The 24,016-nt window shown below is 53.6% G+C and carries 17 protein-coding genes; all 17 read left to right on the top strand.

The annotated features are described in order from the left end of the window. Nucleotides 1–42 precede the first annotated feature (42 nt). Entirely contained in the window at nt 43–1,116 is a 1,074-nt protein-coding gene (locus AC2FJF_RS05875) for a cell envelope integrity TolA family protein (RefSeq protein WP_496723761.1), read from the top strand. Between the two features lie 249 nt (nt 1,117–1,365). Further along, a complete protein-coding gene (locus tag AC2FJF_RS05870; protein ID WP_496723759.1) occupies nt 1,366–1,563 on the top strand; it encodes a hypothetical protein in 198 nt (65 codons plus the stop codon). Nucleotides 1,564–1,708: 145 nt separating this feature from the next. Further along, nucleotides 1,709–2,647: a WYL domain-containing protein gene (locus AC2FJF_RS05865; RefSeq protein ID WP_496723757.1), complete on the top strand. Its 939-nt coding sequence runs from the start codon at nt 1,709–1,711 to the stop codon at nt 2,645–2,647. A gap of 3 nt (nt 2,648–2,650) precedes the next feature. Beyond that, the gene (locus AC2FJF_RS05860) at nt 2,651–6,214 is read left to right on the top strand and encodes a DUF8742 domain-containing protein (RefSeq protein ID WP_496723755.1); all 3,564 of its coding nucleotides are present in this window, start codon (nt 2,651–2,653) and stop codon (nt 6,212–6,214) included. Between the two features lie 89 nt (nt 6,215–6,303). Continuing rightward, a complete protein-coding gene (locus tag AC2FJF_RS05855; RefSeq protein ID WP_496723753.1) occupies nt 6,304–6,975 on the top strand; it encodes a hypothetical protein in 672 nt (223 codons plus the stop codon). 13 nt (nt 6,976–6,988) lie between these two features. Beyond that, nucleotides 6,989–9,721: a DUF1156 domain-containing protein gene (locus AC2FJF_RS05850; protein WP_496723752.1), complete on the top strand. Its 2,733-nt coding sequence runs from the start codon at nt 6,989–6,991 to the stop codon at nt 9,719–9,721. Between the two features lie 12 nt (nt 9,722–9,733). Next, entirely contained in the window at nt 9,734–13,072 is a 3,339-nt protein-coding gene (locus AC2FJF_RS05845) for a DUF499 family protein (RefSeq protein ID WP_496723750.1), read from the top strand. A gap of 515 nt (nt 13,073–13,587) precedes the next feature. Continuing rightward, a complete protein-coding gene (locus AC2FJF_RS05840) occupies nt 13,588–14,466 on the top strand; it encodes an ArdC family protein (protein WP_496723748.1) in 879 nt (292 codons plus the stop codon). Further along, a complete protein-coding gene (locus AC2FJF_RS05835; protein ID WP_496723746.1) occupies nt 14,463–14,666 on the top strand; it encodes a hypothetical protein in 204 nt (67 codons plus the stop codon). The genes AC2FJF_RS05840 and AC2FJF_RS05835 overlap by 4 nt, the downstream gene beginning before the upstream one ends. Further along, nucleotides 14,663–14,887 (top strand): hypothetical protein, encoded by a 225-nt coding sequence (locus AC2FJF_RS05830; protein ID WP_446719156.1) that lies wholly within the window; start codon nt 14,663–14,665, stop codon nt 14,885–14,887. Before AC2FJF_RS05835 ends, AC2FJF_RS05830 begins: the two co-directional genes overlap by 4 nt. After that, nucleotides 14,874–15,155 carry a hypothetical protein gene (locus AC2FJF_RS05825; protein WP_496723744.1) on the top strand — a complete coding sequence of 94 codons (282 nt, stop codon included), beginning with the start codon at nt 14,874–14,876 and terminating at the stop codon, nt 15,153–15,155. Before AC2FJF_RS05830 ends, AC2FJF_RS05825 begins: the two co-directional genes overlap by 14 nt. Before the next feature lie 174 nt (nt 15,156–15,329). Then, a complete protein-coding gene (locus AC2FJF_RS05820) occupies nt 15,330–15,920 on the top strand; it encodes a hypothetical protein (RefSeq protein ID WP_496723742.1) in 591 nt (196 codons plus the stop codon). After that, the gene (locus AC2FJF_RS05815; protein WP_496723740.1) at nt 15,907–17,715 is read left to right on the top strand and encodes a relaxase/mobilization nuclease domain-containing protein; all 1,809 of its coding nucleotides are present in this window, start codon (nt 15,907–15,909) and stop codon (nt 17,713–17,715) included. The genes AC2FJF_RS05820 and AC2FJF_RS05815 overlap by 14 nt, the downstream gene beginning before the upstream one ends. Beyond that, nucleotides 17,708–19,600, top strand: a complete 1,893-nt coding sequence (locus AC2FJF_RS05810; protein WP_496723738.1) for a type IV secretory system conjugative DNA transfer family protein — start codon at nt 17,708–17,710, stop codon at nt 19,598–19,600. The genes AC2FJF_RS05815 and AC2FJF_RS05810 overlap by 8 nt, the downstream gene beginning before the upstream one ends. 250 nt (nt 19,601–19,850) lie before the next feature. Further along, nucleotides 19,851–21,554, top strand: coding sequence for an ATP-dependent nuclease (locus AC2FJF_RS05805; RefSeq protein WP_496723735.1), 1,704 nt, complete (start codon nt 19,851–19,853; stop codon nt 21,552–21,554). Next, nucleotides 21,547–22,953, top strand: coding sequence for a UvrD-helicase domain-containing protein (locus AC2FJF_RS05800; protein ID WP_496723734.1), 1,407 nt, complete (start codon nt 21,547–21,549; stop codon nt 22,951–22,953). The genes AC2FJF_RS05805 and AC2FJF_RS05800 overlap by 8 nt, the downstream gene beginning before the upstream one ends. A 178-nt stretch (nt 22,954–23,131) precedes the next feature. Further along, the gene (locus AC2FJF_RS05795) at nt 23,132–24,001 is read left to right on the top strand and encodes an OST-HTH/LOTUS domain-containing protein (protein WP_496723732.1); all 870 of its coding nucleotides are present in this window, start codon (nt 23,132–23,134) and stop codon (nt 23,999–24,001) included. The last annotated feature ends 15 nt before the right edge of the window (nt 24,002–24,016 follow it).

The raw sequence follows: 24,016 nt of genomic DNA, 5'->3' as shown, positions 1-24,016 counted from the left end.
TTCGAAGGAGCTTAAGTAATTGATTTTTAAAGGCGGATGCCAATGAGTAGATCCAAATTTGAACTTAATCTCGATACCGTTCGAAAATTGTCGCTTTTCGTTTTGAACAGCTTGGCTGATCAGCCAAAAGAGTGGATTGCTGTCGGTAAGGCTTATCAGGAACTGCACGGCTTTGGCGACGATCCGATCTTCAACCAGGTTTTCGTGCGCCTCTTCACTGTGATGAGAGATGAAATGTGGGTCGGGTCTCCGCAAGAAGGACCGAAATTCACGGTCGGCCTGACCTTCAAAGGGCAAACCGTCATCCGCCACGAGGCGGAAATAGACTTGATCTACGAGCGACACTTTCATTCATGGGCAAAGGCTATCGAAACAGCTGCTAGAAAGCAGCGGCATATCGATCAACAACGGGCAGCCAAAGAGCAAAAAGTCCAAAAGAGGCTGGAAAAGGGAAAATCAAAAGAAGCTCGCAGAAAAGAAGAGGTGAAGCGGCAAGCAAAAGCTCGTCAGAAGCGAGAGATGTCATTACTCGTCGAAAGCGGAAAAAGAATTCGCTCTTCCCTGTCCAAGTCAAACAATGAGCAACTGTTAAACCTGTGGAAGGCAAACACATCACGTGCAGCCAATTCGACAGGCCAAAAGAAAAACGAACACCTTTTGATTGTTTCAGCTGTCGAAAAGGAGTGGAGGCGAAGAGTCCGAGATTTGCCCGAGGTGGAAGCCTTCAAATGGCCTACCACAGATGTTGGAAGTGGTCATGGTGGCGGTGATTTTGAGAGGGCTGAAGAAAGTTTTCTGAAAGTGCTCGGATATACCGTCGGGAAAACAAATGGCTTGCCAGCATCGACACGGCAGTTGATCCTGGACCGCTGCTTCTCGGGACATCTTCCACCAGTCGAAAGGATTTCGGCTCTTCGTATGTGGGGCGAACCAAAGTCTGCTTTGAGGCTTAGAAAAATCGCTTATCACATTGCCGGTCTAGCGAAAAACTTCAAAAAAATGCAGTCACGCGGCTACGAGGATGCGATTTCGGATTGGGAAGACGATCTGAAGTACATGCATGACAAATACTACGTCCGTCATTTTCGTTTCAGTTGGCCAGGCCGTGGTCTCTAGTTCTGGTTCTTTTGGGGTTTGTGAAATCTACGCAGCAGTATTTTGGGGTTGCCAGTTTTTCATTCTCAGTGCCGTGTTTCCGACTGCTGAACATAAGCGGGCAGCCGTAGCAGACGCGGGGCAAGCCCCGCTTCAACAAGAAAATTCCCCTGCGCCAGCGCATTCCTCGCGAGGCAAGTTTCTCGCTGACAGCCCCTTGGTACCAGCTTTGGTCATGTTCATCGAAACGCTCAAAGTGAGGATCAAAAAATGGCTACTCAAACTCTGAAACTGAAGGTCAAATCCGGTGAAAAAGACGGCAAGAACTTCTGGGACCGCTGCGGCGTCCTCTTCGTCAACACCGACGACGACGGCAACATCACATCGATCAACGTCAAACACAGCATGTTTCCCGACGTCGAAATGGTCGCCTTCCCGCGCCGCGACGATGATCCGGTCACCGAGTGACCTCAGCGCCAGGGTGGGTTCACCGCCCTGGTTCTTAACGGGTGGCAGTCAGCCAACGATGACAAGCATTGTCTGGGGGCCAGCCAATTGTGAAGTCTAAATTGTCCTCTCCTTCTTCCCTTTAGGGCGCGCAACTATGGCGTGAATGCAGTGGAAAATAACCATCTTATATCTAGACCCATCTGGAGATGCGGTGTATGTCATGGTTATGGTCGAAGTTGTACAACATCATAGGACGCAGTGGGTAACGTATCGCCGTCGTTCTTTCATGGAGCATAGGTTGTTTTGGTGCGGTCAACTCGGGCTTTCTGACCTTATGGATGCGTTTGATCTATCCAGAGCGCAGGCATCAAAGGAACTTAACGCCTACAAAAAAGCCCACCCCGGCAACATTTTTTATGACCTGAATGCAAAAACTTACGTTCCTAAGAGCAGTTTTATTCCTGAGTACGATACGCCAAATTCCGAAAGGTATTTGAACGATTTACTGGAAATGTCTCGCGGCAATGGAGTGGCGAATGCGGACTGGTACTCGCTACGCCCCGAGGTGTTTTCCCCGCCGGTTCCCGCGCGTGGCGTGAAGCCAGAAACTCTTCAGCCTGTCATGCGTGCTATCGACTCTAAACTACGCTTGTCTGTCAGATACCAATCAATGAGCTCTCCGATTCCCAAGACGCGTGAAATTGCTCCTCATGCGCTTTGTTTTGACGGATTTCGTTGGCACGCTAGAGCGTATTGTTTCGAGACCCGTGGTTTTCGCGATTTTGTGATCAGCAGAATGCTCGGTGTCCAGTTGGGAAGTGATGCGGGAATTGACCAGGCGGAGGATTCCGACTGGGGTACCAAAATTGAACTGGAAATAGTCCCGCACCCGGAGCTTTCGGTCTCACAGCGAAAAGTTGTGGAGCTTGATTATGGCATGGAGAACGGTAGTGCGTTCATCCAGGTTCGAAAAAGTATGCTTTTCTATGCGTTGAGGCGGCTTGGGCTGGATGACACTGCGCGTTCTCGTCCCGCGCATCAGCAGCACATCGTTTTAGCCGATCCTTCAAGTGTTCCGATTGAGGCAATGGGGGCGAAATGAAGAGTGGCACAGCAACAGTTTTTCAAAGAAGAATTATTCAGGAAATACCCGGTTATGACAAAGCTTGAAGACGTAAAGCCTGGTGGACGGGTTGAGGGTATGGTCCCTGGCACGCCTGTGGAAGTGGTTTCTGTCGAGTGGATTGGCAATCAAGCCATAAATGTCGTGTTTCGACAATCTAGCGGAGCGGTAGCAGAAACAACGGTTTATCGCGATGACGAGCATCGCCTTGCCATCCACGCGCATGGTAGGAATTGGTCGTTTGACGCAGACGGCTCTTTGTTGCGCCTGGTGACTGAAGCAAATCGAATAAAGCTCGCGCACTTTTTTGATCCCTATCTGGCCATCCATACAAGTCAGGTTGATCCTCTGCCTCACCAGATTTCGGCGGTCTATGGGGAGATGTTGCCTCGTCAACCGTTGCGGTTTTTGTTGGCCGATGATCCAGGGGCTGGAAAGACCATTATGTCGGGGCTGTTGATCAAAGAACTAATCGCACGCAGTGATCTCGAGCGTTGCTTAGTTGTGGCCCCGGGCAGCCTCGTAGAGCAATGGCAAGATGAGCTTTGGGAAAAATTTGGCCTAGAATTCGATATCCTTAGCCGGGACATGATCGAAAGTTCCAGATCAGGGAACCCCTTCAATGACAGCAACAGGATGATCGCCCGCTTAGACGTATTGGCTCGCAATGAGGATTTGCAGGAAAAACTGCTTAGTTCAACTGAGTGGGATCTAGTCATCGCAGATGAAGCACATCGTATGTCTGCGACGTTCTTTGGAAACGAAGCCAAATTCACAAAACGCTATCAACTCGGGCAGAAACTTGGGCAAATTTGCCGACACTTTCTCCTCATGTCTGCGACACCGCACAACGGCAAGGAGAAAGACTTCCAGCTCTTCATGGCGTTGCTGGATGGAGATCGGTTTGAAGGGCGTTTTCGCGACGGAGTGCATGTCGCGGATGTCGAAGACATGATGCGTCGTTTGACAAAAGAGGAACTTTTGCGATTTGATGGTCGCCCATTGTTTCCCGAGAGGCGTGCTTACACGGTAAAATATGAGCTCTCCCCGGAAGAAGCGGAGCTCTACACGGCGGTCACCGACTACGTAAGAGATGAGATGAATCGTGTCTTGCGTTTCGCCGAAAGCGATGGCCGGAAGAAGAACAATGTCGGATTTGCACTTCAGATTCTGCAGCGTCGCCTGGCTTCGAGCCCGGCGGCGATTTATCAGTCCCTGAAGCGCCGTAGAGAGCGACTTGAAGCGGAGCTGGGCGAGGCGCGTCTCTCAGAAAAGGGCGAAAAGGCAGGTTTTTTCCGTGCGAAGATCAATCAGGATCTTTTGACCAATACTGACGAGTACGGACAGGACGAAGTCGATGAGATGGAAGAGCTGATCTCGACAAGTGCGACGAGTGCTGAAACGGCAGAGCAGCTTGAAATCGAGGTGGATACCCTAAGGGGCTTGGAGAGCATGGCGCTCAGTGTCTTGCATTCCGGACACGACACGAAATGGCAGCAGCTCGATAAGATCTTGGATGACGAGCTGATGATGGACGCTGACGGAAGTCGTCGAAAACTGATCATTTTCACCGAGCCAAAAGATACGCTCGAATACCTTCGTGACAGAGTGACGGCACGCCTTGGCAAGCCTGATGCCGTTGATGTGATTTATGGCGGCGTAACTCGCGAGGAGCGACGCAAAGTGGTTGAGCGGTTCATGCAGGACCGCGATATGCTGGTCCTCATAGCAAACGATGCTGCGGGTGAAGGTGTTAACCTTCAGCGCGGACATCTAATGGTGAACTATGATCTGCCCTGGAACCCAAATAAAATTGAGCAGCGTTTCGGTCGTATCCACCGAATAGGTCAAACGGAGGTTTGTCACCTTTGGAACCTTGTGGCGAAAGACACACGTGAAGGCGATGTGTATGCCCGCCTTTTGGAAAAGCTCGAAGCTGCTCGAGAAGCTTTAGGTGGACGCGTCTATGATGTTCTCGGTGAATTATTCGAAGATCAGCCATTGCGAGAGCTGCTGCTCGAAGCGATCCAGTACAATGATGATGACGAAGTAAAAGCGCGCCTGTTTCAGACTGTTGATGGTGCTGTGGATCAAAGCCATTTGCTCAATTTGCTTCAGAAACGACAGCTTACCAATGACACAATGCCCGCGGCACAGGTTCAGGAGCTCCGAATTGCAATGGAGAAAGCGGAGGCGCAACGCCTTCAGCCACACCACGTGCAGAGTTTCTTCGTCGAGGCGTTTAAAAGGCTTGGAGGGCAGATAAAACGCCGTGAAGAAGGCCGTTGGGAAATTACTCACGTTCCCTTAGTTGTCCGTGAGCGCGATCGTCAAACAGGTACAGGCGCTCCGCTGCAAAAGAAGTATGAGCGGATATGCTTCGATAAAACCAAGATCAACCAGCAACCCATAGCTGCTTTCGTTTACCCCGGGCATCCGCTGCTTGACTCAGTTATCAGCATTGTCCGTGAGCAAAATGATCACCTGATGAAACAAGGCGCGGTTTTAGTTGATGATACCGATGATGGATCAAAAATCGAAGCGCTATTTCTGCTTGAGCACGCTGTGCAAGATGGCAGGGCCGGTCATGCAGGAAATGCAAATATCGTATCTCAAAAGCTTCAATTCGCGACTGTTGATCAGGATGGCGACGTCCGAAATGCGGGAATAGCTCCGCATTTGAATTTACGCGCGGCAACTGTCGAAGAAATTGAGGCAGTAAAAGATGATATCACCGCCTCTTGGCTCACCTCCGATCTGGAGAAACGTGTGGTGCAATACGCAACGATAGAACTAGCGCAGGGCCATGTTACAGAGGTGAAGGAACGCCGAGTTCCAGAGATTGATAAGGTCGAGCGTGAAGTCAAAGCTCGCCTGAAAAAGGAAATCAACTACTGGGATTCCCGCGCGGCCGAGCTCAAAGAGCAAGAGCGGGCCGGTAGAAAGAGCCGCTCGAATTGGCAGAACGCGGAACGTCGAGCGGAAGATCTGGCTGAGCGACTGCGCAAACGTATGGAGTTGCTTAATCAAGAGCGTTTCATATCTTCCCAACCACCAAGAATTCGTGGCGGCATGGTCGTAGTGCCGAAGGGGCTGCTAAAGGCGAAGGGCGCATTCTCTAGCTTCCCTAACGGTTTCTCCGAGGATCCCGTTGCTCGCCGTGAAATCGAGTTGAAGGCAATGGATGCTGTCATGAATGCGGAGCGCGCTTTGGGCAATGAGCCCGAGGATGTCTCTGCCCGCAAGATCGGCTACGACATCGCTTCGTTCGATCCGCGAACCAATCACATGCGGTTCATTGAGGTGAAGGGGAGGATCGATGGCGCTGACACGGTTATGCTGACGCGTCAGGAAATCATCACGTCGCTTCATGAACCTGATAAATTCATTCTGGCGATTGTGCAGGTCAAGGACGGATACGCCGTTGAACCGCGCTATCTTCGAGGGGCGTTGGACACCCGCGAGCCGCCATTTGATCAGAATGCGATCCAATTCAACATTAAGAAGCTGCTTGATCGGGCTGTTCCTCCAGGAGAGCTCAATTGAGGTACGCAGAAAAGAGCTTTGAGATTAGGTTTTGCGCCGCGTTCAGCGCTGCCATCATGCCGTTCAACCGAAACCCCAAATGGTTTGGTTTGACACAGGCGCAAGAGCGCAAAAAAGGGATCGATGCTGTTCTAGGAATTGGCGGCAGTTTGGTCCTCTTTCAGTTCAAAGCCCAGTCAGGGAGCCGGATCAAGATCGAGCGCGACCAGTTGACCAAGCTGGCATCTGTCGAAAAGAAATACCCGAACAGCACCTTCTACGTGTTTCCTGAAGCTGAGGATATTCACGCAGCGGCGCGTACTGATTGTATGTTCAAAGAAGCTTGGTGCTGCACGCCGTCTGCCCTCGACAAAGAGGTCGACAAGAAGGCGAAATCGGCTGCTTTCACCCTTGATGCAACAGCCTCGGCTCTTACTCAGGCTCGGCCAAAGAAATCGGTAGCTATCCAGAAGACGTGCAAATGCCTTGGGTGCTTTTGCTGTCCGCCCTATCCAACTCGACGGGACCCAAGGTGGCTTTCACGCCTCTTAAATTTCTATCTTGCAAGCGGTCGGGTTGACGGAGAGCTGCTCCATCCGTCTTTCGCTGAGCGCGGAATCGGGATACCCATCGGGCGGGATCTGCCGCGCGCTTCTATGGATCGCGGTGAGGACTCAGATACAAAAACAATAACAAGCGCAGAGATGTTTGAAGACCTGCTGGGCGAAGGGGCACATCAGAGCCTCGGCTCTGGTCTTCAGGCTCTTTTCATCGCGCAATAAACTTGGGGAAGCAATGACCTACAAAAAGAAACTGATCGAGGTCGCCATTCCTCTTGAAGCGATCAACGCAGCCTCAGCGCGGGAGAAATCAATCCGGCATGGGCATCCCAGCACGCTACATCTGTGGTGGGCGCGGCGGCCGTTGGCGGCGTGCCGGGCTGTGCTGTTTGCGCAGCTGGTGGATGACCCATCAAGCCATCCGGACAAGTTCCCAACCGAGGAGGCCGTGGAGGCCGAGCGCAAGCGGCTGTTTCAGATCATCGAAGATCTGGTGAAATGGGAAAACTCCACCAACGAAGAGGTGCTGGAGCGCGCGCGGGCCGAGATCCGCGCCAGCTGTGGTGGCGAGCTACCGCCGGTCTATGACCCGTTCTCGGGCGGAGGGTCGATCCCGCTGGAGGCGCAGCGGCTGGGGTTGCCCGCCTATGGGTCCGACCTGAACCCGGTGGCGGTGATGATCGGCAAGGCGATGATCGAGATCCCACCGAAGTTCAAGGACATGGAGCCGATTCATCCGGGCATCAAAGACCGGTCGTTCTATCGCAATGCCGAAGGTCTGGCCGAAGATGTGAAATACTACGGCGAATGGATGCGCGAAAAGGCGTTTGAACGCATTGGGCATCTGTATCCTTCAGCAGAATTACCTCAAGTTTACGGTGGAGGCTCAGCTCCAGTAATTGGCTGGATATGGTCAAGAACTGTGCCAAGCCCGGACCCTGCATTTTCTGACGTCCATGTTCCAATTGCGTCCAGCTTTCTGCTCAGCTCGAAAGCTAAGAAGGAGGCATGGCTTGAGCCAGTCATCGACAAAGTCGAAAAGAAGATATCTTTTCGCGTGCACAAAGGCGGCACGCGGGAGGAGATCGCTCGAGCCAAAAAGGGGAGTAAGGAAGGTCGTGGCGCAAACTTTAGATGCATTATCTCTGATTCCGCGATCACACCAAAATACGTGAAGGAATGTGCAAAATCCGGGAAAATGGGGAGAACACTTCTTGCGATTGTTGTCAGCACAAAATCCGGCCGTGCGTTTGCCGAACCCTCTGAAGAGCAAATAAGGATTGCAAACTCGGTAAAGCCAAGTTGGAAGCCAGAGACTAATCTCCCTAATCATTCTCAATATATTGGCGTCCTGGGGTATGGATATCAAACGTTCGGAGAGCTTTTCTCGGATCGCCAGTTAGTTGCACTAAATACCTTCGTCGACTTGCTTGATGAAGTTAAACAAGAGGTAAAAGGTACAGAAGAATACTCGTCAGCGGTAGCTACCTATTTGGCACTATCGATCAGCAGGCTAACCGACAGCTGCAATGCACATTGTCGATGGGCCGCTGACAAGGTTCAATTGAAAAATATGTTTGGTCGGCAAGCCATCCCAATGACCTGGGATTATTTCGAAGCGAACCCATTCTCAGGCACGGCCGGAGATTTCCTCATTAGCGCAACTACGGTTTCCAAAGTTCTCAATCGTTGGTCCGGTTCGTCGGTAGGAACGATTAGAAATAATGATGCGCAAAGCGTCCAGTACGATGGTGACATGGTCGTATCATCCGACCCACCATACTACGACAACATACCATACGCTGATCTTTCGGATTTCTTCTACGGGTGGCTACGTCGAATGTTGAGAGATCAATATCCTGAAATTTTCACCACAGTTGCCGTTCCCAAGATGGAAGAGTTAGTTGCGGATCGAATGCGACACAGCGGAACTGAGAAAGCAGAACAGTTTTTTTTGGAAGGAATGACTTCAGCTATTTCTCAAATGGCTGCGCGCTCGTCAGATTTGGTGCCTGCAACCATATATTACGCATTCAAGCAAAGTGAAATTGAGCAAGAAGGGATCAGTTCAACTGGTTGGGCTACGTTTCTGCAGGCGATTTTAGATGCTTCTTACTCAATTGTTGGTACCTGGCCTATGCGAACCGAGATGGCTAACCGAATGAGAGCCACTGGCTCTAATGCGCTTGCGAACTCGGTTGTATTGGTATGTCGTAAGAAGACAGAGACGGCTGAAATGGTTACGAGGGCCGAGTTTATCCGCGCACTGAAACGGGAACTGCCACCCGCGATTGAGGAGCTTCAGGCCGCCAACGTCTCCCCTGCCGACATGCCACAATCGGCTATCGGCCCCGGCATGGGCGTCTTCTCGCGCTACAAGGCCGTGCTCGAGGCTGACGATAGTCCGATGACCGTCAAGACCGCACTGCAGCTGATCAATACCGAACTCGATGAATATCTGAATGACCTGCATGGCGACTTTGATCCTGACACTCGCTTTGCCGCCACTTGGTTTGAGCAAAACGGCTATGACAAGGGCGAGTATGGCACCGCCAACAGCATCGCCACGGCGCGCGGCATCTCGGTCGAAAACGTCAAGCATGCCGGGATCGTCGAAAGCTCTGCCGGGAAGGTCCGTATCCTGAAACGCGCCGAGCTCGACCCTGATTGGGATCCTGAAGAAGACACGCATCTGACCATCTGGGAGTGCTGCCAGTATTTGATCCGGACGCTTGAGAACGACGGTGAATACGCTGCCGCCGAGCTGCTCAAAAAGATTGGAAGCGAGCGAGCCGAGACAGTCAAGGATCTGGCCTATTACCTCTATGACGTCTGTGGCAACAAACGCCAGGATGCGAAAGAGGCGACCTCTTACAACGGCTTGATCGCCGTTTGGACTGATTTGACCCGTCTGGCGGCCACGATCCACGTGACCGACAAAAACAGCCAGACCCGCATGGATATTTGAAGGTGATTTGAGATGGCAAAAAGTACGCGCCAATATGTGTTTGAAGGCATGGAACATATGCAGAAGGGCTTGCAGCCCTTTGTGATGCAGCGGCTTGAAGTGGGGCTTGGCAAGGGATGGCCGCAAGAGGTGATCGGTCGCTTCCCTCATTGGCGGCCCGAGGGGAACGGGAAGTTCACGCTCGACACCCAAAAGCTGTTGCAGATTATGGAGCGGCTTTGGAACGATGCCTTCCGCGATGTGCTGGACCGCACGCACCGGTCGATCGTCAACGAGCTTGTCGATGTGCGTAACAAGCTCGCCCACGACGGCAAGTTTACCTATGACGATGCGGAGCGTGCCCTGGATAGCATGCGCCGCATTCTGGATGCGGTAAGCGCCAGCGACAGTGCCGAGGAAATCGGCAAGATGCGAGAGTCGATCCTGCGCACAAAGTTCACGGAACTTGCGCGGAATGAGGAGCGTCGCAAGACCAGTACCACGACGATTTCAACCGAGACCCAAGCCGGGTTGCAGCCGTGGCGTGAAGTCATCGAACCCCATGAAGACGTGGCGACTGGTGAGTTCCAACAGGCTGAGTTTGCGGCCGATCTTGCGAAAGTTCACAAGGGGACCGCTTCGCCGGAATACTGTAATCCGCGCGAATTTTTCAGCCGTACATATCTAACGGAAGGTCTCAGTGCGCTCCTAAGTGGTGCAGCCAAGCGGTTGTCAGGTGGCGGCGGCGACCCGGTCGTGGAGCTGCAGACCAATTTTGGGGGCGGTAAAACGCACTCGATGCTTGCTTTGTACCATATGGCTGGAGAGACACGGGTTGGTGACTTGCCAGGCCTTGATCAACTGCTTTCGGGCAAGGGGTTGGACGTTCCAGCAAACGTCAGTCGAGCCGTTTTGGTTGGTACGTCACGTGATCCGATGAGCACAATCGAGCTGGAAGGTGGTCAGGTTATCAAGACAACCTGGGGCGAAATGGCATGGCAACTCGGTGGCCAAGCCGGGTTCGATATGGTTGCGCAAAACGATGAACGCGGGATCGCGCCGGGTTCTGATCTGCTTGAAGAGCTATTCAACAAATTTGCTCCCTGCTTGATTTTGATTGATGAATGGGTCGCGTATCTACGTCAGATTTATAAGGTGGAAGGGCTGCCATCTGGATCTTTTGACGCCAACCTCTCGTTTGTTCAGGCGCTGACTGAAGCGGTAAAGGCTTCTCCTCAGACGCTCTTGGTTGCCTCCTTACCTGCGTCGCAGATCGAAGTTGGCGGTGAAGGTGGGCATGAGGCGCTGGCCCGGCTGAAACAGACGTTCAGTCGTGTGGAAAGTTCGTGGCGTCCCGCTTCTCAGGAAGAAAGCTATGAAATTGTTCGCCGTCGCTTGTTTAAAGAGATACCGGGTGACAAGTATTTGCACCGCGACAACACTCTCAAACAGTTTTCCAAGCTCTATCGAGAAAATCCCAATGATTTTCCGCAAGGATGCGCCGACGAAGACTATCGGCGAAAATTGGAGAAGGCTTACCCGATCCATCCGGATCTGTTTGATCAACTTTACACGGCTTGGGGTTCTCTTGAGAAGTTTCAGCGAACGCGTGGCGTGCTGCGATTGATGGCCCAGGTCATTCACGAGCTTTGGATGTCTGGCGACCCTTCAGTAATGATAATGCCTGGAAGCGTGTCGATCAGCTCGGAGCGAGTAGAGCCTGAGCTTTTGCATTATTTGGACCCATCCTGGCAGTCGATAATCGCCGGGGATATCGACGGCACATCATCAACACCATATAAAGTTGATCAAGCAGCACCCAATCTCAATCGATATTCGGCGACACGACGTGTGGCCAGGACAGTATTCATGGGAACAGCGCCGCTGCACTCACAAGAAAACAAAGGTTTGGACGACAAACAAATTAACCTAGGCGTGGTTCAGCCAGGTGAGAAAATCGCAATCTTTGGTGACGCTCTGCGTCGGCTGACGAACCAGGCCAAGTTCATGCATGGAGACCTCGGCCGATACTGGTATTCTATGTCTGCCAGCCTCAATCGCGTGGCCGCAGATAGGGCGGGCCAACTAGAAGATGCATTGGTTCTGGTCGAGATCGACAAGGCTCTAGCGTCTTACATTAATGGGATTGCGGATCGCGGTCATTTCGACGCGGTACAAGTTGCCCCTGAAAGCTCCGCAGCGGTTCCAGACGAAGCTGGCGGCGTGCGCGCAGTTGTGCTCGGTGTAGAGTACCCACACAACGGTCGCGACAAGTCGGAAGCGATGGCGGAAGTTAAAGATATCCTACTACAACGCGGAAACACGCCACGCGTTTACCGAAACACGTTGGTCTTTCTAGCCCCCGATGCTCGTCAGCTTGAAAACCTCAAGGACGCAATGCGTTCTCTTTTGGCATGGGATGGGATTGTTCGCGATGCAAATAGTGGGCGTCTGGATCTGAAATCGAGCGAAATGTCCTTGGCTAAAGACAAGGCACAGGAAGCAAAAGAAACCGTGCAGACTAGGTTAAAAGAGACTTGGTCGTACCTTGTTTACCCTTATCAAGATAGCGCACAAACAGATGTTGGCTTTTCTTCGGCTCGAATTCCCGCGCAAGATGGGTTGCTTAGCCGTGCCAGTAAGAAGCTGGTGAGTGAAGAAGCATTACTCCCAGAGATTGGCCCTGAACGTCTCAATCGTGAACTCGAAAAGTACATCTGGAACGATCGTGAACACTTACACCTAAAAGATCTTTGGGAGTATCTGAACCGGTATACTTATTTGCCTAGGTTGAAAGATCGGGAGGTTTTAACTCGTTGTGTTCGTTCAGCAATTGGCGCGATGGTCCCTGGGCCTTTTGCATACGCTGAAGCTTTTGAACAATCGCGTGCTGAATATCGGGGACTCTTGATTGAAGGCGCTTCGGGGTCAACAGTGACAATCGATCCCGAGAGCCTAATTGTCCGCCCCGCAACGGCTGATGTTGCGCGGGAAAAACAAGCGCCCCCCAAAGGCAGCGAGCTATCACCAAGTGCGCCCGCAGCCTCAGGAGGCACTCAAGATCATCTTCATTCTTCAGGTAACGATGCGGTTGTCGAGGCTGGAAGCTCAGCGAAAAGTTCAGATGTGTCGCAGCCTCATGATCCAACGCGTTTTCAAGGAACAGTAATGCTGTCACCCGAGCGACCGGCTCGAGATATGGCCCAAATCGTTGAGGCGATTGTTGAGCAATTGACGACCCTTCCTGGTGCGGAAGTGACGTTGAAGCTAGAGATAGATGCCGAAGTCCCCTCTGGTCTAGAGCGCTCCAAGGTCAGAACTTTGACAGAGAACGCGACTACTCTGGGGTTTGTGGACAAGGCTATTTCTTAGTGACGAGACTTGGGTAAACAACATGATTTGTGTTTTCTTGCCCAAATAACGCTTTGATCTGGCGATGTCGCGCAAGCAGAGGAAGCAAATCTAATCCTATGAGGAGCCCGCGCTTTTGCGCGCGGGCAACATCTCCCAATGGACTGCATCAGGGCTCAACGGGCCGTTGGCCCGTTCACCCCAATCCAGGCATCATTCCTTTTTTGTCCGCCCAACATCCCTGACCGTGGCGGTCAACCTTAGTCCATCCCCAAAATCAGCCACCAATTTCCCCTGCCTCGCGAGCGAGCCATTCCTCGCGGGGCAAATTGGCGTCTGATTTTGGCGCAGACATTTTCTTCGCAAATGTGGCCGATTGACAGCCCCGTTCAGGGCCGTGGGTCGGGCTTTGCCCTCTCCCACTCTGTTCCGCCGAATACATGCGTATTCGGTCAGATCAGGTGGCCGAGGCGCAGCCCATCGGCGGAAGGGGGCGCGAAGCCTCACCCGCGTCACTTTGATCGAGGAGGCCACAAATGGCACCGAAGTTTGATGTTTATGCCCATATCACCGACACCATTATTGCAGAGATAGAGGAAGGCACACCGCCATGGCGCAAGCCGTGGACCGGAAGCGCGTCCGGCACTGCCTTGCCGACACGGCACAACGGCGAGGAGTATCGCGGGATCAATATCCTGATGCTCTGGGTCATGTCGGCCAAGCATGGTTATGTTTCCAGCCGCTGGATGACCTACAAACAGGCGCAGGAGCTGGGCGGCCAAGTCCGCAAAGGCGAAACGTCGTCAACCGTGGTCAAATACGGGACGTTTACCAAAGAGAACGAACTGGGTATTGAGGAAGAGTTGCCCTATGCGCGCGCCTATCGCGTGTTCAATGCCGATCAGATCGAGGGTTTGCCGGAGGACTACTACATCCGCCCCGAGGCCCCTCGCGATCTTGGCACGGCCGAAGATCCTGAGCTTGAGGCGTTTTTCAGCCGGACAGGGGCGGAGATCCTCACCAGTGATGACCCGCGCGCCTATTACAGCCCCGCAAAAGATCACATCCATATGCCACCAATTGCCACGTTTCACAATGCGGCAGGCTATTATGGGACATTGGCCCATGAATCTATCCACTGGACCGGTAGCGAAAAGCGGCTTGAGCGGATCAAGAAATTTGCGAACCGCGAGGCCTATGCCTTTGAAGAACTGGTGGCGGAAATCGGTGCTTGTTTCCTTGGTGCTCAGATTGGCGTCGCGCCGGAATTCGACCAAAGCGCCGCCTATGTTGAAGGGTGGTTGAAAGCGCTCAAGGAGGACAAGCGGGCGATTTTTCGCGCGGCGTCCGAGGCGCAGAAAGCTGCCGACTTTGTTTTGAACGCTGCAGGTCAAAGCAAGGAGGTGGCAGCATGATCTCTGATTATCACAGCGATGATTTTGCGACGGTGCGTCTGGACGATACCGTCAGCTTGCGAAGCGCCGCCCGTGAGGCCCGCGCCACGCTTTACGCGGTGTTGAACCGGCTGGAGCTGAACGATCTTGACGGCGAGGAGCAGCCCTACATCGACGATTGTCTCGGGGCTCTCGCAATCCTTGAGGAGGCGTTGCGATGACCTTGGAAGATATCAAAGCAGCAGTGGACGCGGGCAACCGCGTTCACTGGGTCAACAGCGGATATGTAGTGACGAGTGATGACCTCGGGCAATACCTCATCACCTTCACACGGAATGGGTCAGCTATCGGCTTGACCAGTCGGGATGGCACCCGCCTGAATGGCGAGCCTGACGAATTTTTCATCGGGGAAAGTGCAGAGGTTCGCCATGAGGTATTCTGACATCAGGCAGGCGGCCCGAGAGGGCCGCGCCAGCGTGCATCTCCACGGGTTCTGCAATCTGCCCGATGGCAGGCAGGAGTATTGTGATGATCCAGAACTGATTGATGGCTGGGCGATCTATGTCCGAGTTGAGACCCCGGAAGACCCGCAACAGCCCTTTGATCTGCAAGAGCTGCCCGATCATCAAACCTATGCCAGCGCTGAAGGCGCGGCCCGCGCAATAGCGCTGCAATTGCTTGGCGATGCTGAGGCGTGGAACCACGATTAGTGGTGCCATGCCTTGCGCATGGGGACGGGCTTTGCCCGGCGGTCGCAGCCTATGGCTGCTCCAAACGGAATACAGGCAGTTGATGCAATATTATAATATTGAATCAATTGTAGCGAAATGCCATAGCAGGGCTGCCTGTATGATGCTGGCAAGAAATAGGGGTGATTACTTCACATGGGCCGACCGCGCAGACCACGGCACAAGCGACTGACGCAGAACCAGCGTTTTGCCATCGTGCGCAAGCGTGCCGAGGGGGTGCCGATCGAGGATCTGGCCCGCGAATTCGGCGTCACGACCCGCAGCATCTTCTACACGTTGAAGGCCGATCAAAGCCGCAAGCTTGACGCGCGCGTGCGTTCAGAACTGGTGAATGTCCGGCTGACAACTAAAGAGCTTGCGGGTTTCGATGCGGTGCTGGCACGGCATGATATCACCAGCCGCGCGGAGGGATTGCGGCGGTTGATCCATGCCTCAAACGATCTCTTCGTTCCCGACGATGAACTCGCCAATCAGATGCAGGGGCTCTCGGCCTCGCTCAATCGAACCGGCAACAACATCAACCAGATCGCGCAGCGTCTGAACGAAGCAAAGCGACAGGGCAAGACGCCGCCCTATGGCAATTCTGCGCATAGCCAGGTCCGCGCCTTGGCCGGGCTGATCTTCGACATCGCTGACCAGGTTCAAGACATGGCGCAGCGCCGCCGAAGCGCGCTGTCTGGCGAGGTTGCCCGCGTACTGGGAGGCTTTGCCGATGGCCCGCAATAGCGCCGTTGCTGCCGCGCAAGAGGCCTTCTTCGATCGCGACTGGAGCCGCATTCGAGGAAGCGTCCCGCGCGCCCGTGCCAAGCAAATGGCCCGCGCCGCCATGGGGCATTCCCCTGCGATCTTCAAAGCCATTCGCGATGGCGGCACTCACAACAAAGCGCAGCTGCGCAACCAGCTGGAATACCTTACCACCAAGTCCAGCTTCATCATCGACAGCCGTGGCACCTATGATGGCCAAAGCGTTCTGTCAGCCAAAGAGATCGAGCAGGTCACGCGCCGATTTTCAGAGCAGTGGAATGAGGGGTTCCATCCCAAGCTGGGGCACACCTCGCATCTCTTGATGGCCTTTCCGATTGGCACGCGCGGCGAGGATGTTGCTGAGATCACGCGCGAGATCTGCGAGCGGTTCCTTCAGGGCGAAGGCAGCCACTTTGACTACATCGCCGCCGTGCATGAGGACCGGGATCACCCGCACGCCCACATCGTTTTGAACCGTCGCAGCAAGGACGGGGAGTTCTTCTTTCTGAAGGAAGGGCATCACTTCAACTACGACAGTTTTCGCGAAGCGATGGTGGAGGTATCGGACCGCTATGGGCTGCGCCTTGAGGCGACCCGAAAGCTCGAACGTGGGATCACGACGAAGAGGCCAAGCGATGCAGACCAGCGTCGCGCGGAAGCCACGGGCCAGAAGCTGACCGAACGTGAGCACGTGGGGCCGGAGCTTGACCGTGCCTTGGCTGAGGTGGCGCATAACGCGCGGCTTTATCGCGGCCTGGCCGCCGAGGCCTCTCGCGAGAACCAGCATGACATTGCAGCAGCCTTGGACAAGGCCGCGCGGCTCTTGGCGCATGGCAAACCGATTGAAGCAGATGGAAAGGTATATGGGATGGCCGAAGAACAGCATTCTTTTGATGAGGTCGTGGATGCATTCCATGAAAAGATCAACCAAGCTGAACGTATTGTGGCGGACGCCCCGGCGGAGCGGCGTGCCGCGCTAGAGCATGAGCTGAACGACATCTATCGCTCCTTGTCCCATCTGAGCCCAATGGGAACGCAGTCCCACACCTTGCTCGAAGATGCGTCCAAAAGTGGGATCTATTCCGCTGCGAATATACGGGCCGAGGCCCAAGGCGCTTTGCAGGATCCAGCTCTGGCAGACCGTCTGCAGCAGGCTTTGAAAGGCACCGGCATTGACGCGCAGGATGTGACGCGTCGCGTCGAAATCGGCGCAGGTAATGCCGCGCTAGAGAGGCAATGGCTTGGCCAGGACTTGAAGGCGATTGCCGAGAAGGAGGGTTTTGACCTGTCTCGCACCGATGAGCTCGAGAAAGCAATCGACCGTCTCGATCAGTTGCACAGTGACCTGGGCCGTTTGTTGGCCGATGGCGATGTTATCAAAGACAGTGGGGCGGTGGAGGCCGACCGGCAGGAAGCCATCATCGATCGGCTGCCGCCGACCACGGCTGAAATCCTGAGCCGTTTGAGAGATGATCCGACCGCAGAGCCATTCCGCAGCGATCTGGAGCGCGAGACCTTGAGGGCCGAACTGGAGGATCTGGTCGGTGAAGAAAATACCCCTGACTTGGCGATTGGCGATGAGACCGCGCTGGACGCACATATCGAAGACCGCCTGGATCGGCTCTATGCGGCCAAAGCCTATCTGCAGAGCGATGCCGCTCTGGCGAGCAGCGTGGCGATGGAGCACGTCCTAGACGAGATCGCCAATGAAGAAATTGATGTTCAACGCGAGCGGCATGTCGATGCCGACGGCGAAAAGGGCGTGACGCATGGGTAAGGCGCAGATCGCACTCGGCGTTATGAGCTTTGCTCTTCTGGGCGGGGTGCTGGGGTATGTTCTGGCGTCGGCCTTTCTAACGTTCCGCTGGTTCGGGGTCGGGGCGGATATCGATTTCCTGATGTTGGCGCGCAGCTATGGGGTTCTCCGAATGACCCATCCGGCCGATATGCAGATTGTTCACTTGATCGTGGGGATCAGCACTAGTGCCGGTGTTTTGCTCAGTGCGGTGGTGATGAACGATGCGCTGACCAAATTTGGGGAAACCCACTGGCAGCAGATGTCCGAGATGAAGCAGAACGGCTTTTTCGGCAAGCCCGGCCACGGCTTTGTCCTAGGCAAAATGGGCAAGCCTAAGAGCCGAAAGCCCTTTGTCATGTCCAAGGTTTTTCCCCATGCTTTGATCGTCGCCCCGACCGGACGCGGCAAGACGACGGGTTTCGTCATCCCGAACCTTCTGACCTATCAGGGCAGCGCGGTGGTGCTGGACGTGAAGGGCGAAAACTTCGAGGCGACGGCGCGCCACCGGGCTGCGCAGGGCGACAAGGTGTTTCGGTTCGCGCCGACGGATTGGAAGGACGGCCGCTCGCACCGCTACAATCCTTTGTTGCGCATATCGGCGCTCGAAAATGTCGACCGCCAGCAGATGGAGCTACAACTCTTGGCGTCGCTGTTCCTTCAGGCTGATAACGATCGGGTTCAGGGGCTCCTTGATGGCGGTATCGATCTATTCGTAGCGGCAGGGCTTTTGGCGTTTGAGCGCAAGCGGCCGACCTTGGGCGAGATCTACCGCATCACGGCCTCAGGCGGGGACAAGCAGAAGGAATGTCGCCGCCGCGCCGACGAAGTGGTCAATCCAGCCGCCAAGCTGATTTTCATGCGTATGGCCTCGACCAACAACGATACCCTGACCTCCTATCTGTCGCTTCTCATGACCTCGGGCCTCAAGCAGTGGTCAAACCCCGCGATCGACCGCGCAACCGTATCGTCAGACTTCGATTTCCGCGACATCCGAAAGACGCCGTTTTCGGTCTATCTCGTAGTCGAACCGCTGATGGTCAAACCGCTCGCGCCGCTGATCCGCCTGTTTTTCTCGGACTTACTGGCATCGTTGCAAGATCATGAACCTGATAAGGACGAGCCTTGGCCGGTCATGATTATGCTCGATGAGTTCAACCGCCTGGGCAAAATGCCGATCGTGCCCGACAGCATCGAAACCCTGCGATCTTACCGGGCCAATCTCGCGATCGTCACACAGACAATCCCGGCCTTGGACGAAATCTACGGCGAAAATGCCCGGCGTGCCTTGCAGGGCAACGCGGGTATCAAGCTCTACCTGACTCCCTCAGATGAAAAGACCATCGAAGAGCTCAGCAAAGCCGTCGGCAAAACAACCAAGCGCGTGGTGACCCGCTCGCGATCAGTCGGCCGTAACCCCTTCGCGGGGCGCAGCATGTCTGAACGGACCGAAGAGACCGCGTTGCTGCCCGAGGATGAAGCGCGGCGCATGGATCTTGATGACATCGTTCTGGTGGTCGACGCGCAAATGCCCGTGCGCGCCAAGCGAATCAAATACTATGAGGATCGGTTTTTTAAGCAGATCTTCGACAAGCAGACAGGCGATCTGCCATATCCCACAGCGGGGGACCAGATGCGCGGTCTGCAAGGGCAGATCAAGGCGCTGGAGGCAAAGATTGGAGCGCTTGAGATGCCGAAAGCGGTTTCAGGTGACGGGTCCGAAAGCGGAGGGACGCGGCGCGAAGAGATCTATGCTTTGGCCAATGAAGAGCGGGGTCCGGCGTCAGGCGAAAAGCCTGGTTTGGGCGAGTATCAAGCAGGAGCTGCACGGGTGGAGAGATTTATGGAGGAGGCAGCTCGGGGTTAAGGGCGGAGAGCCGATCTTCGCAGAAGCGCAATATTGTCACTTGCAAATAGGGAGGAAGACCTCGGCTGCGCGAAATCGAATTCTGCCTTGAGCATCATTCGATGCAAGGTTCTCTCAACGCTATTGAAACGTGTGAGCTTGTTCTTTCATTGTGCACAACCTAAAGTTAAGTGATTGAATTCGTGTGCTCTTGACAATCGATCGAAACCCTAAGCGTTTGGTGCTCATTGACCTTAATTAGGAACTTTAAATGGCTCGTATCCGAAAATTAGAAGTATACAATTTTAGAAGCATCCAGAAACTGGTTTGGTTTCCCTCCCCTAATATGAACTGTCTGGTCGGTCCCGGTGACAGCGGTAAATCCACAGTCTTGGACGCAATTGATTGGTGTTTGGGAGCTCGGCGCAACCTCCCTGTCACGGATGCAGACTTTTACAATATGTCAGTGGACAACGAAATTATCGTTCGAGCAACTATCGGTGACTTGCAGGATGGACTGAAAACGCTTGATACGTATGGCCCCTTTTTGTTGGGGCTCGACAAGGAGGGAAACCTTGAAGATGAACCCTCAGAGGGTTCGGAGACGGTCCTTACGGTTCAGCTAACAATTGGTGACGACCTAGAGCCACAATGGCATTTGAAATCTGACCGTGCGGAAGCTCAAGGCCTATCCAGAGGCCTGACATGGGGCGACAGGGTTAACATTGCGCCCAACCGTATAGGCGTTTTTGCAAATCAACATCTCGGATGGCAACGCGGCTCAATCTTAAACGCACTAACGGAGGAAAAAGCTGATGCATCTGCGGCACTGGCTGACGCAGCGCGGCAAGCTCGGAATAGCTTTGGTGACACCGCAGGAGACCAGTTGAAAGATACGTTAGGCATCATCTCAGGTGCGGCTCAAGCCCTTGGCGTTGATGTTGGGGATACAGTTCGAGCGATGCTGGACGCACACTCTGTGAATTTTTCAGGAAGCACTATTTCGCTGCATAGTTCAGAAGGTGTCCCGCTCAGAAAGTTGGGCCTTGGATCAAGTCGCCTGCTCGTCGCTGGACTGCAAAATCGGGTTGCCGAGACGGCGTCGATTGCGCTGGTCGATGAGGTGGAAATCGGGTTAGAGCCACATCGAATTTCGAAATTTCTTTTGGAGCTGGGTTCTAAGACCGAAGCAACGTTATTTCAGATATTTATGACGACCCATTCGCCCGTTGTTTTACGTGAGCTGAGCGGGCCGCAGCTCTACGTTATTAGACGTGGAGATGAGCATTCAGTTGTTCAAGCGGGCGTTGATGACGCAATTCAAGGTACGCTTCGCATCGCGTCTGAGGCCTTTCTAGGGACTAACGTGCTGGTTTGTGAGGGGGCAACCGAAGTCGGACTGGTTCGTGGTATTGACCGTTATCTGGCAGAGGGCGGGCACTCGACATTTGCCGCAGCAGGTGGCGTTTTGGTCGATGCTGGTGGCGTAAGCAAAATCTACCGATCTGCGATGTCTTTCCTGAAGTTGGGATATAATGTAGCTACCTTGCGGGATGATGACGTCCAACCCAAGGAAAAGGATGAGAGAGATTTTGTTGGCGTGGGTGGGAAGGTCTTCAAGTGGACGGAAGGCTGGGCAATCGAGGCTGAACTCTTTGATTGCGTTAGCGATGAAGCAGTCTTGCAGTTATGGTCATACGCGAAAGAACTTCATGGAGAGCAGCGGATATTAGATCATTTACGGACCGCATGCGAAGGACCGATCGATCTCAGCAACTGGTTCAATGAAATAACCGAAGAGAAACGCAGGCAGTTGGCGGCAGCTGCCGGTAGCGGTTCTTGGTTCAAGCGAATTTCCCACATGGAGGAGGCTGCCTATTCAATTATCGGTCCAGATTTAGATAACTGTGTTCACTCCGAGTTGCCGGATCTACTAAGCGAAATTCTCAAGTGGTCAGGGGCCATCGATGGCTGATGTTGATCTGCTAACTATCGAGCGTGGGATGGTTATCGCCCCCGCTGGGTGCGGAAAGACACAGCTCATTGTAGAGGCGCTTCGCAATAACCAATCCGACAAACCTATTTTGGTCTTGACCCACACGAACGCTGGGGTGGCAGCCCTGCGGCAGAGACTAGCTAAGGAGAAGCTACCAACTGGTGGTTACAAGCTGGCGACGATTGATGGTTGGTCGATAAGGTTGGTTTCGACGTTCCCCGAGCGTTCAGGATATGATGGGGGCGCAAACCCTAAAAAACCCAACTATCTAAAGATCAGGAAGGCCGCGTGGAGCCTTCTTAAGGCAAACCACATAACTGATGTGCTACAAGCAAGCTATTCGCGCATCTTGGTTGATGAGTATCAGGACTGCTCTCACAATCAGCACGGCATCATGTTTTATGCTGCGAAACATTTGCCCTGTTGCGTCTTGGCGGATCCGATGCAAGCAATATTCGGTTTTGGGAATGACCCGCTGGCTGATTGGGATAAGCATGTTGTAAAACATTTCCCAATAATTTCTGAGCTAGATACCCCCTGGAGGTGGCGAAATGCCGGAAACGAAGAGCTTGGGCAGTGGCTCTTGTCTGTGCGAAAAGCACTGCTTACAGGCGGTGCCGTTGATTTGGCGGCAGCCCCCAAATCAGTCAAATGGGTCAAATTGGATGGCGACAATGATCATTCAAAACTTGTTGCTGCGGCCCGATGTGCTCACAAAGCAAAGAACGAAACCTCGCTAGTAATTGGCGACAGCATGTCAGCAGCAAGCCGATATAGGGTTGCGAAAAATGTTCCCGGTATTGTCACAGTTGAACCAGTTGATCTCAAAGATCTCACCACGTTTGCAAATGGTCTAGATTTGTCTGATGGGTATTCAGTCCGCGAGACGTTAGATCTTGCTGAGAGCCTAATTACCAACATTGGTTCCGAGGGAGTCCAAAGCCGCATGAAAGCCATTAAAAGCGGTAAGGCGAGAACGGGTCCGAGCGAGCTAGAGTTACTTGCTCTAGAAGTTGAAAAAGCGCCTACCTTTTCTGGATTGGCTAGCATCCTGTCGTGTTGTTCGGCCCAAACCGGATCGCGTTGCTATCGGCCTGGCGTCTTGCGCGCAACCCTCCGTGCGTTGTCTTTGGTTCAGTCAAACGCGGCATTGACCTTTAGCGAGGCCGCCATTCAAATTCGCGAAGAAAACCGCGCCGTCGGGCGTCAACTCCCCTTAGCTGCTATTGGCTCGACGTTACTTTTGAAAGGGCTGGAGGCTGATCATGCTGTTGTTTTGAACGCCGATCAACTTGATGCACGAAACCTTTATGTTGCGATGACGCGTGGAGCCAGAACGATAACTATTTGCTCAAAAAATAGCTTGCTGAATCCGTGACAGTATTGAATGGCTGCTTTGATGAAGCTGCATCGGAATGTGTAAAACCCCAACAGATGCGGACTCTGCGCCGGTAACGCTAGATCTTTGGATTGTTTGTGGGGCAAGATGATCGAAAGCATCGCGTCTAAGGTCGAAATATGGTTGATATGACCGGGGCCAGAGACCGGATTTTACTATGACGATGTTAGGCAACGAAGACCTGCAGTCGCTTCAGCAAGAAGTTCAGCGGTTGCTGGGTCGATGCATGTTACGGCTACAACAGTATGAGCGGCTGATCAAAGCCATGGTGGCGCATCACAAGGTCTCAGGACCGTTTCATGTCTTGGAGCGGGCAAAGGCAACGCAGATTGACGAAGCGGCCCGCAAGACGCTCGGCACCTTGGTTGGTGATCTTCTTGGATCGTATGTCGTTGCCGATGAGAACGACCCTCCCGATATGACGCCAACCAGTTCTCCAGAGAACGTCAATTGGTTCGCCATGAAGATGTCACTTGGCTTGCCGGATGCAGAGTTCGTCCGCGTTGAGAGTGATCTGAGAGAAATGGTAGTTCTAAGGAACAATTTGGTTCATCACTTTATCGACCAACACGACCTCTGGAGCCCGGATGGATGTCGTGCCGCGCAAGATGCATTGATCAAGGCATACGACCGTATCGACCATCACTTCGGACAACTTCGTGAATGGGCCGAAGACATGGACAAAATACGGCATACGATGTCAGAATTCTTGCAGTCGAAGGAATTCGAAGAGCTATTTGTCAATGGAATTGCCCCCGACGGAAAAGTAATTTGGGACGCCTCGGGCATTGTGAGCGCGTTGCGAGAAGCATTCGGTGCGTTAGCTGTCGGTGGGTGGGTACCTGTGGCTGCAGCTGGCAAATGGGTTGCCAAGCGTTACCCCGAACAACTGCCCGCCAAGTATGGATGCCTCAGTTGGCGACAGGTTGTGCATAACGCACCCATCTTAGAGCTTCGGTATCTTGAAATGGATGGACAGCGCACCGCTTGTTATCGTGAGAAGGATAGTTCCGCGACGCAGCAATAATTTCGCTAACGTTGC

The sequence above is a fragment of the Ruegeria sp. CDSB013 genome (assembly GCF_059611165.1).
This window is presented reverse-complemented; position numbering and strand designations above follow the sequence as displayed.

Bases quoted from the DNA above. Each gene is read 5' to 3' on its own strand.
- AC2FJF_RS05875 (WP_496723761.1), top strand. From the start codon at position 43: ATGAGTAGATCCAAATTTGAACTTAATCTCGATACCGTTCGAAAATTG.
- AC2FJF_RS05870 (WP_496723759.1), top strand. From the start codon at position 1,366: ATGGCTACTCAAACTCTGAAACTGAAGGTCAAATCCGGTGAAAAAGAC.
- AC2FJF_RS05865 (WP_496723757.1), top strand. From the start codon at position 1,709: ATGCAGTGGAAAATAACCATCTTATATCTAGACCCATCTGGAGATGCG.
- AC2FJF_RS05850 (WP_496723752.1), top strand. From the start codon at position 6,989: ATGACCTACAAAAAGAAACTGATCGAGGTCGCCATTCCTCTTGAAGCG.
- AC2FJF_RS05845 (WP_496723750.1), top strand. From the start codon at position 9,734: ATGGCAAAAAGTACGCGCCAATATGTGTTTGAAGGCATGGAACATATG.
- AC2FJF_RS05840 (WP_496723748.1), top strand. From the start codon at position 13,588: ATGGCACCGAAGTTTGATGTTTATGCCCATATCACCGACACCATTATT.
- AC2FJF_RS05835 (WP_496723746.1), top strand. From the start codon at position 14,463: ATGATCTCTGATTATCACAGCGATGATTTTGCGACGGTGCGTCTGGAC.
- AC2FJF_RS05830 (WP_446719156.1), top strand. From the start codon at position 14,663: ATGACCTTGGAAGATATCAAAGCAGCAGTGGACGCGGGCAACCGCGTT.
- AC2FJF_RS05825 (WP_496723744.1), top strand. From the start codon at position 14,874: ATGAGGTATTCTGACATCAGGCAGGCGGCCCGAGAGGGCCGCGCCAGC.
- AC2FJF_RS05820 (WP_496723742.1), top strand. From the start codon at position 15,330: ATGGGCCGACCGCGCAGACCACGGCACAAGCGACTGACGCAGAACCAG.
- AC2FJF_RS05815 (WP_496723740.1), top strand. From the start codon at position 15,907: ATGGCCCGCAATAGCGCCGTTGCTGCCGCGCAAGAGGCCTTCTTCGAT.
- AC2FJF_RS05810 (WP_496723738.1), top strand. From the start codon at position 17,708: ATGGGTAAGGCGCAGATCGCACTCGGCGTTATGAGCTTTGCTCTTCTG.
- AC2FJF_RS05805 (WP_496723735.1), top strand. From the start codon at position 19,851: ATGGCTCGTATCCGAAAATTAGAAGTATACAATTTTAGAAGCATCCAG.
- AC2FJF_RS05800 (WP_496723734.1), top strand. From the start codon at position 21,547: ATGGCTGATGTTGATCTGCTAACTATCGAGCGTGGGATGGTTATCGCC.
- AC2FJF_RS05795 (WP_496723732.1), top strand. From the start codon at position 23,132: ATGACGATGTTAGGCAACGAAGACCTGCAGTCGCTTCAGCAAGAAGTT.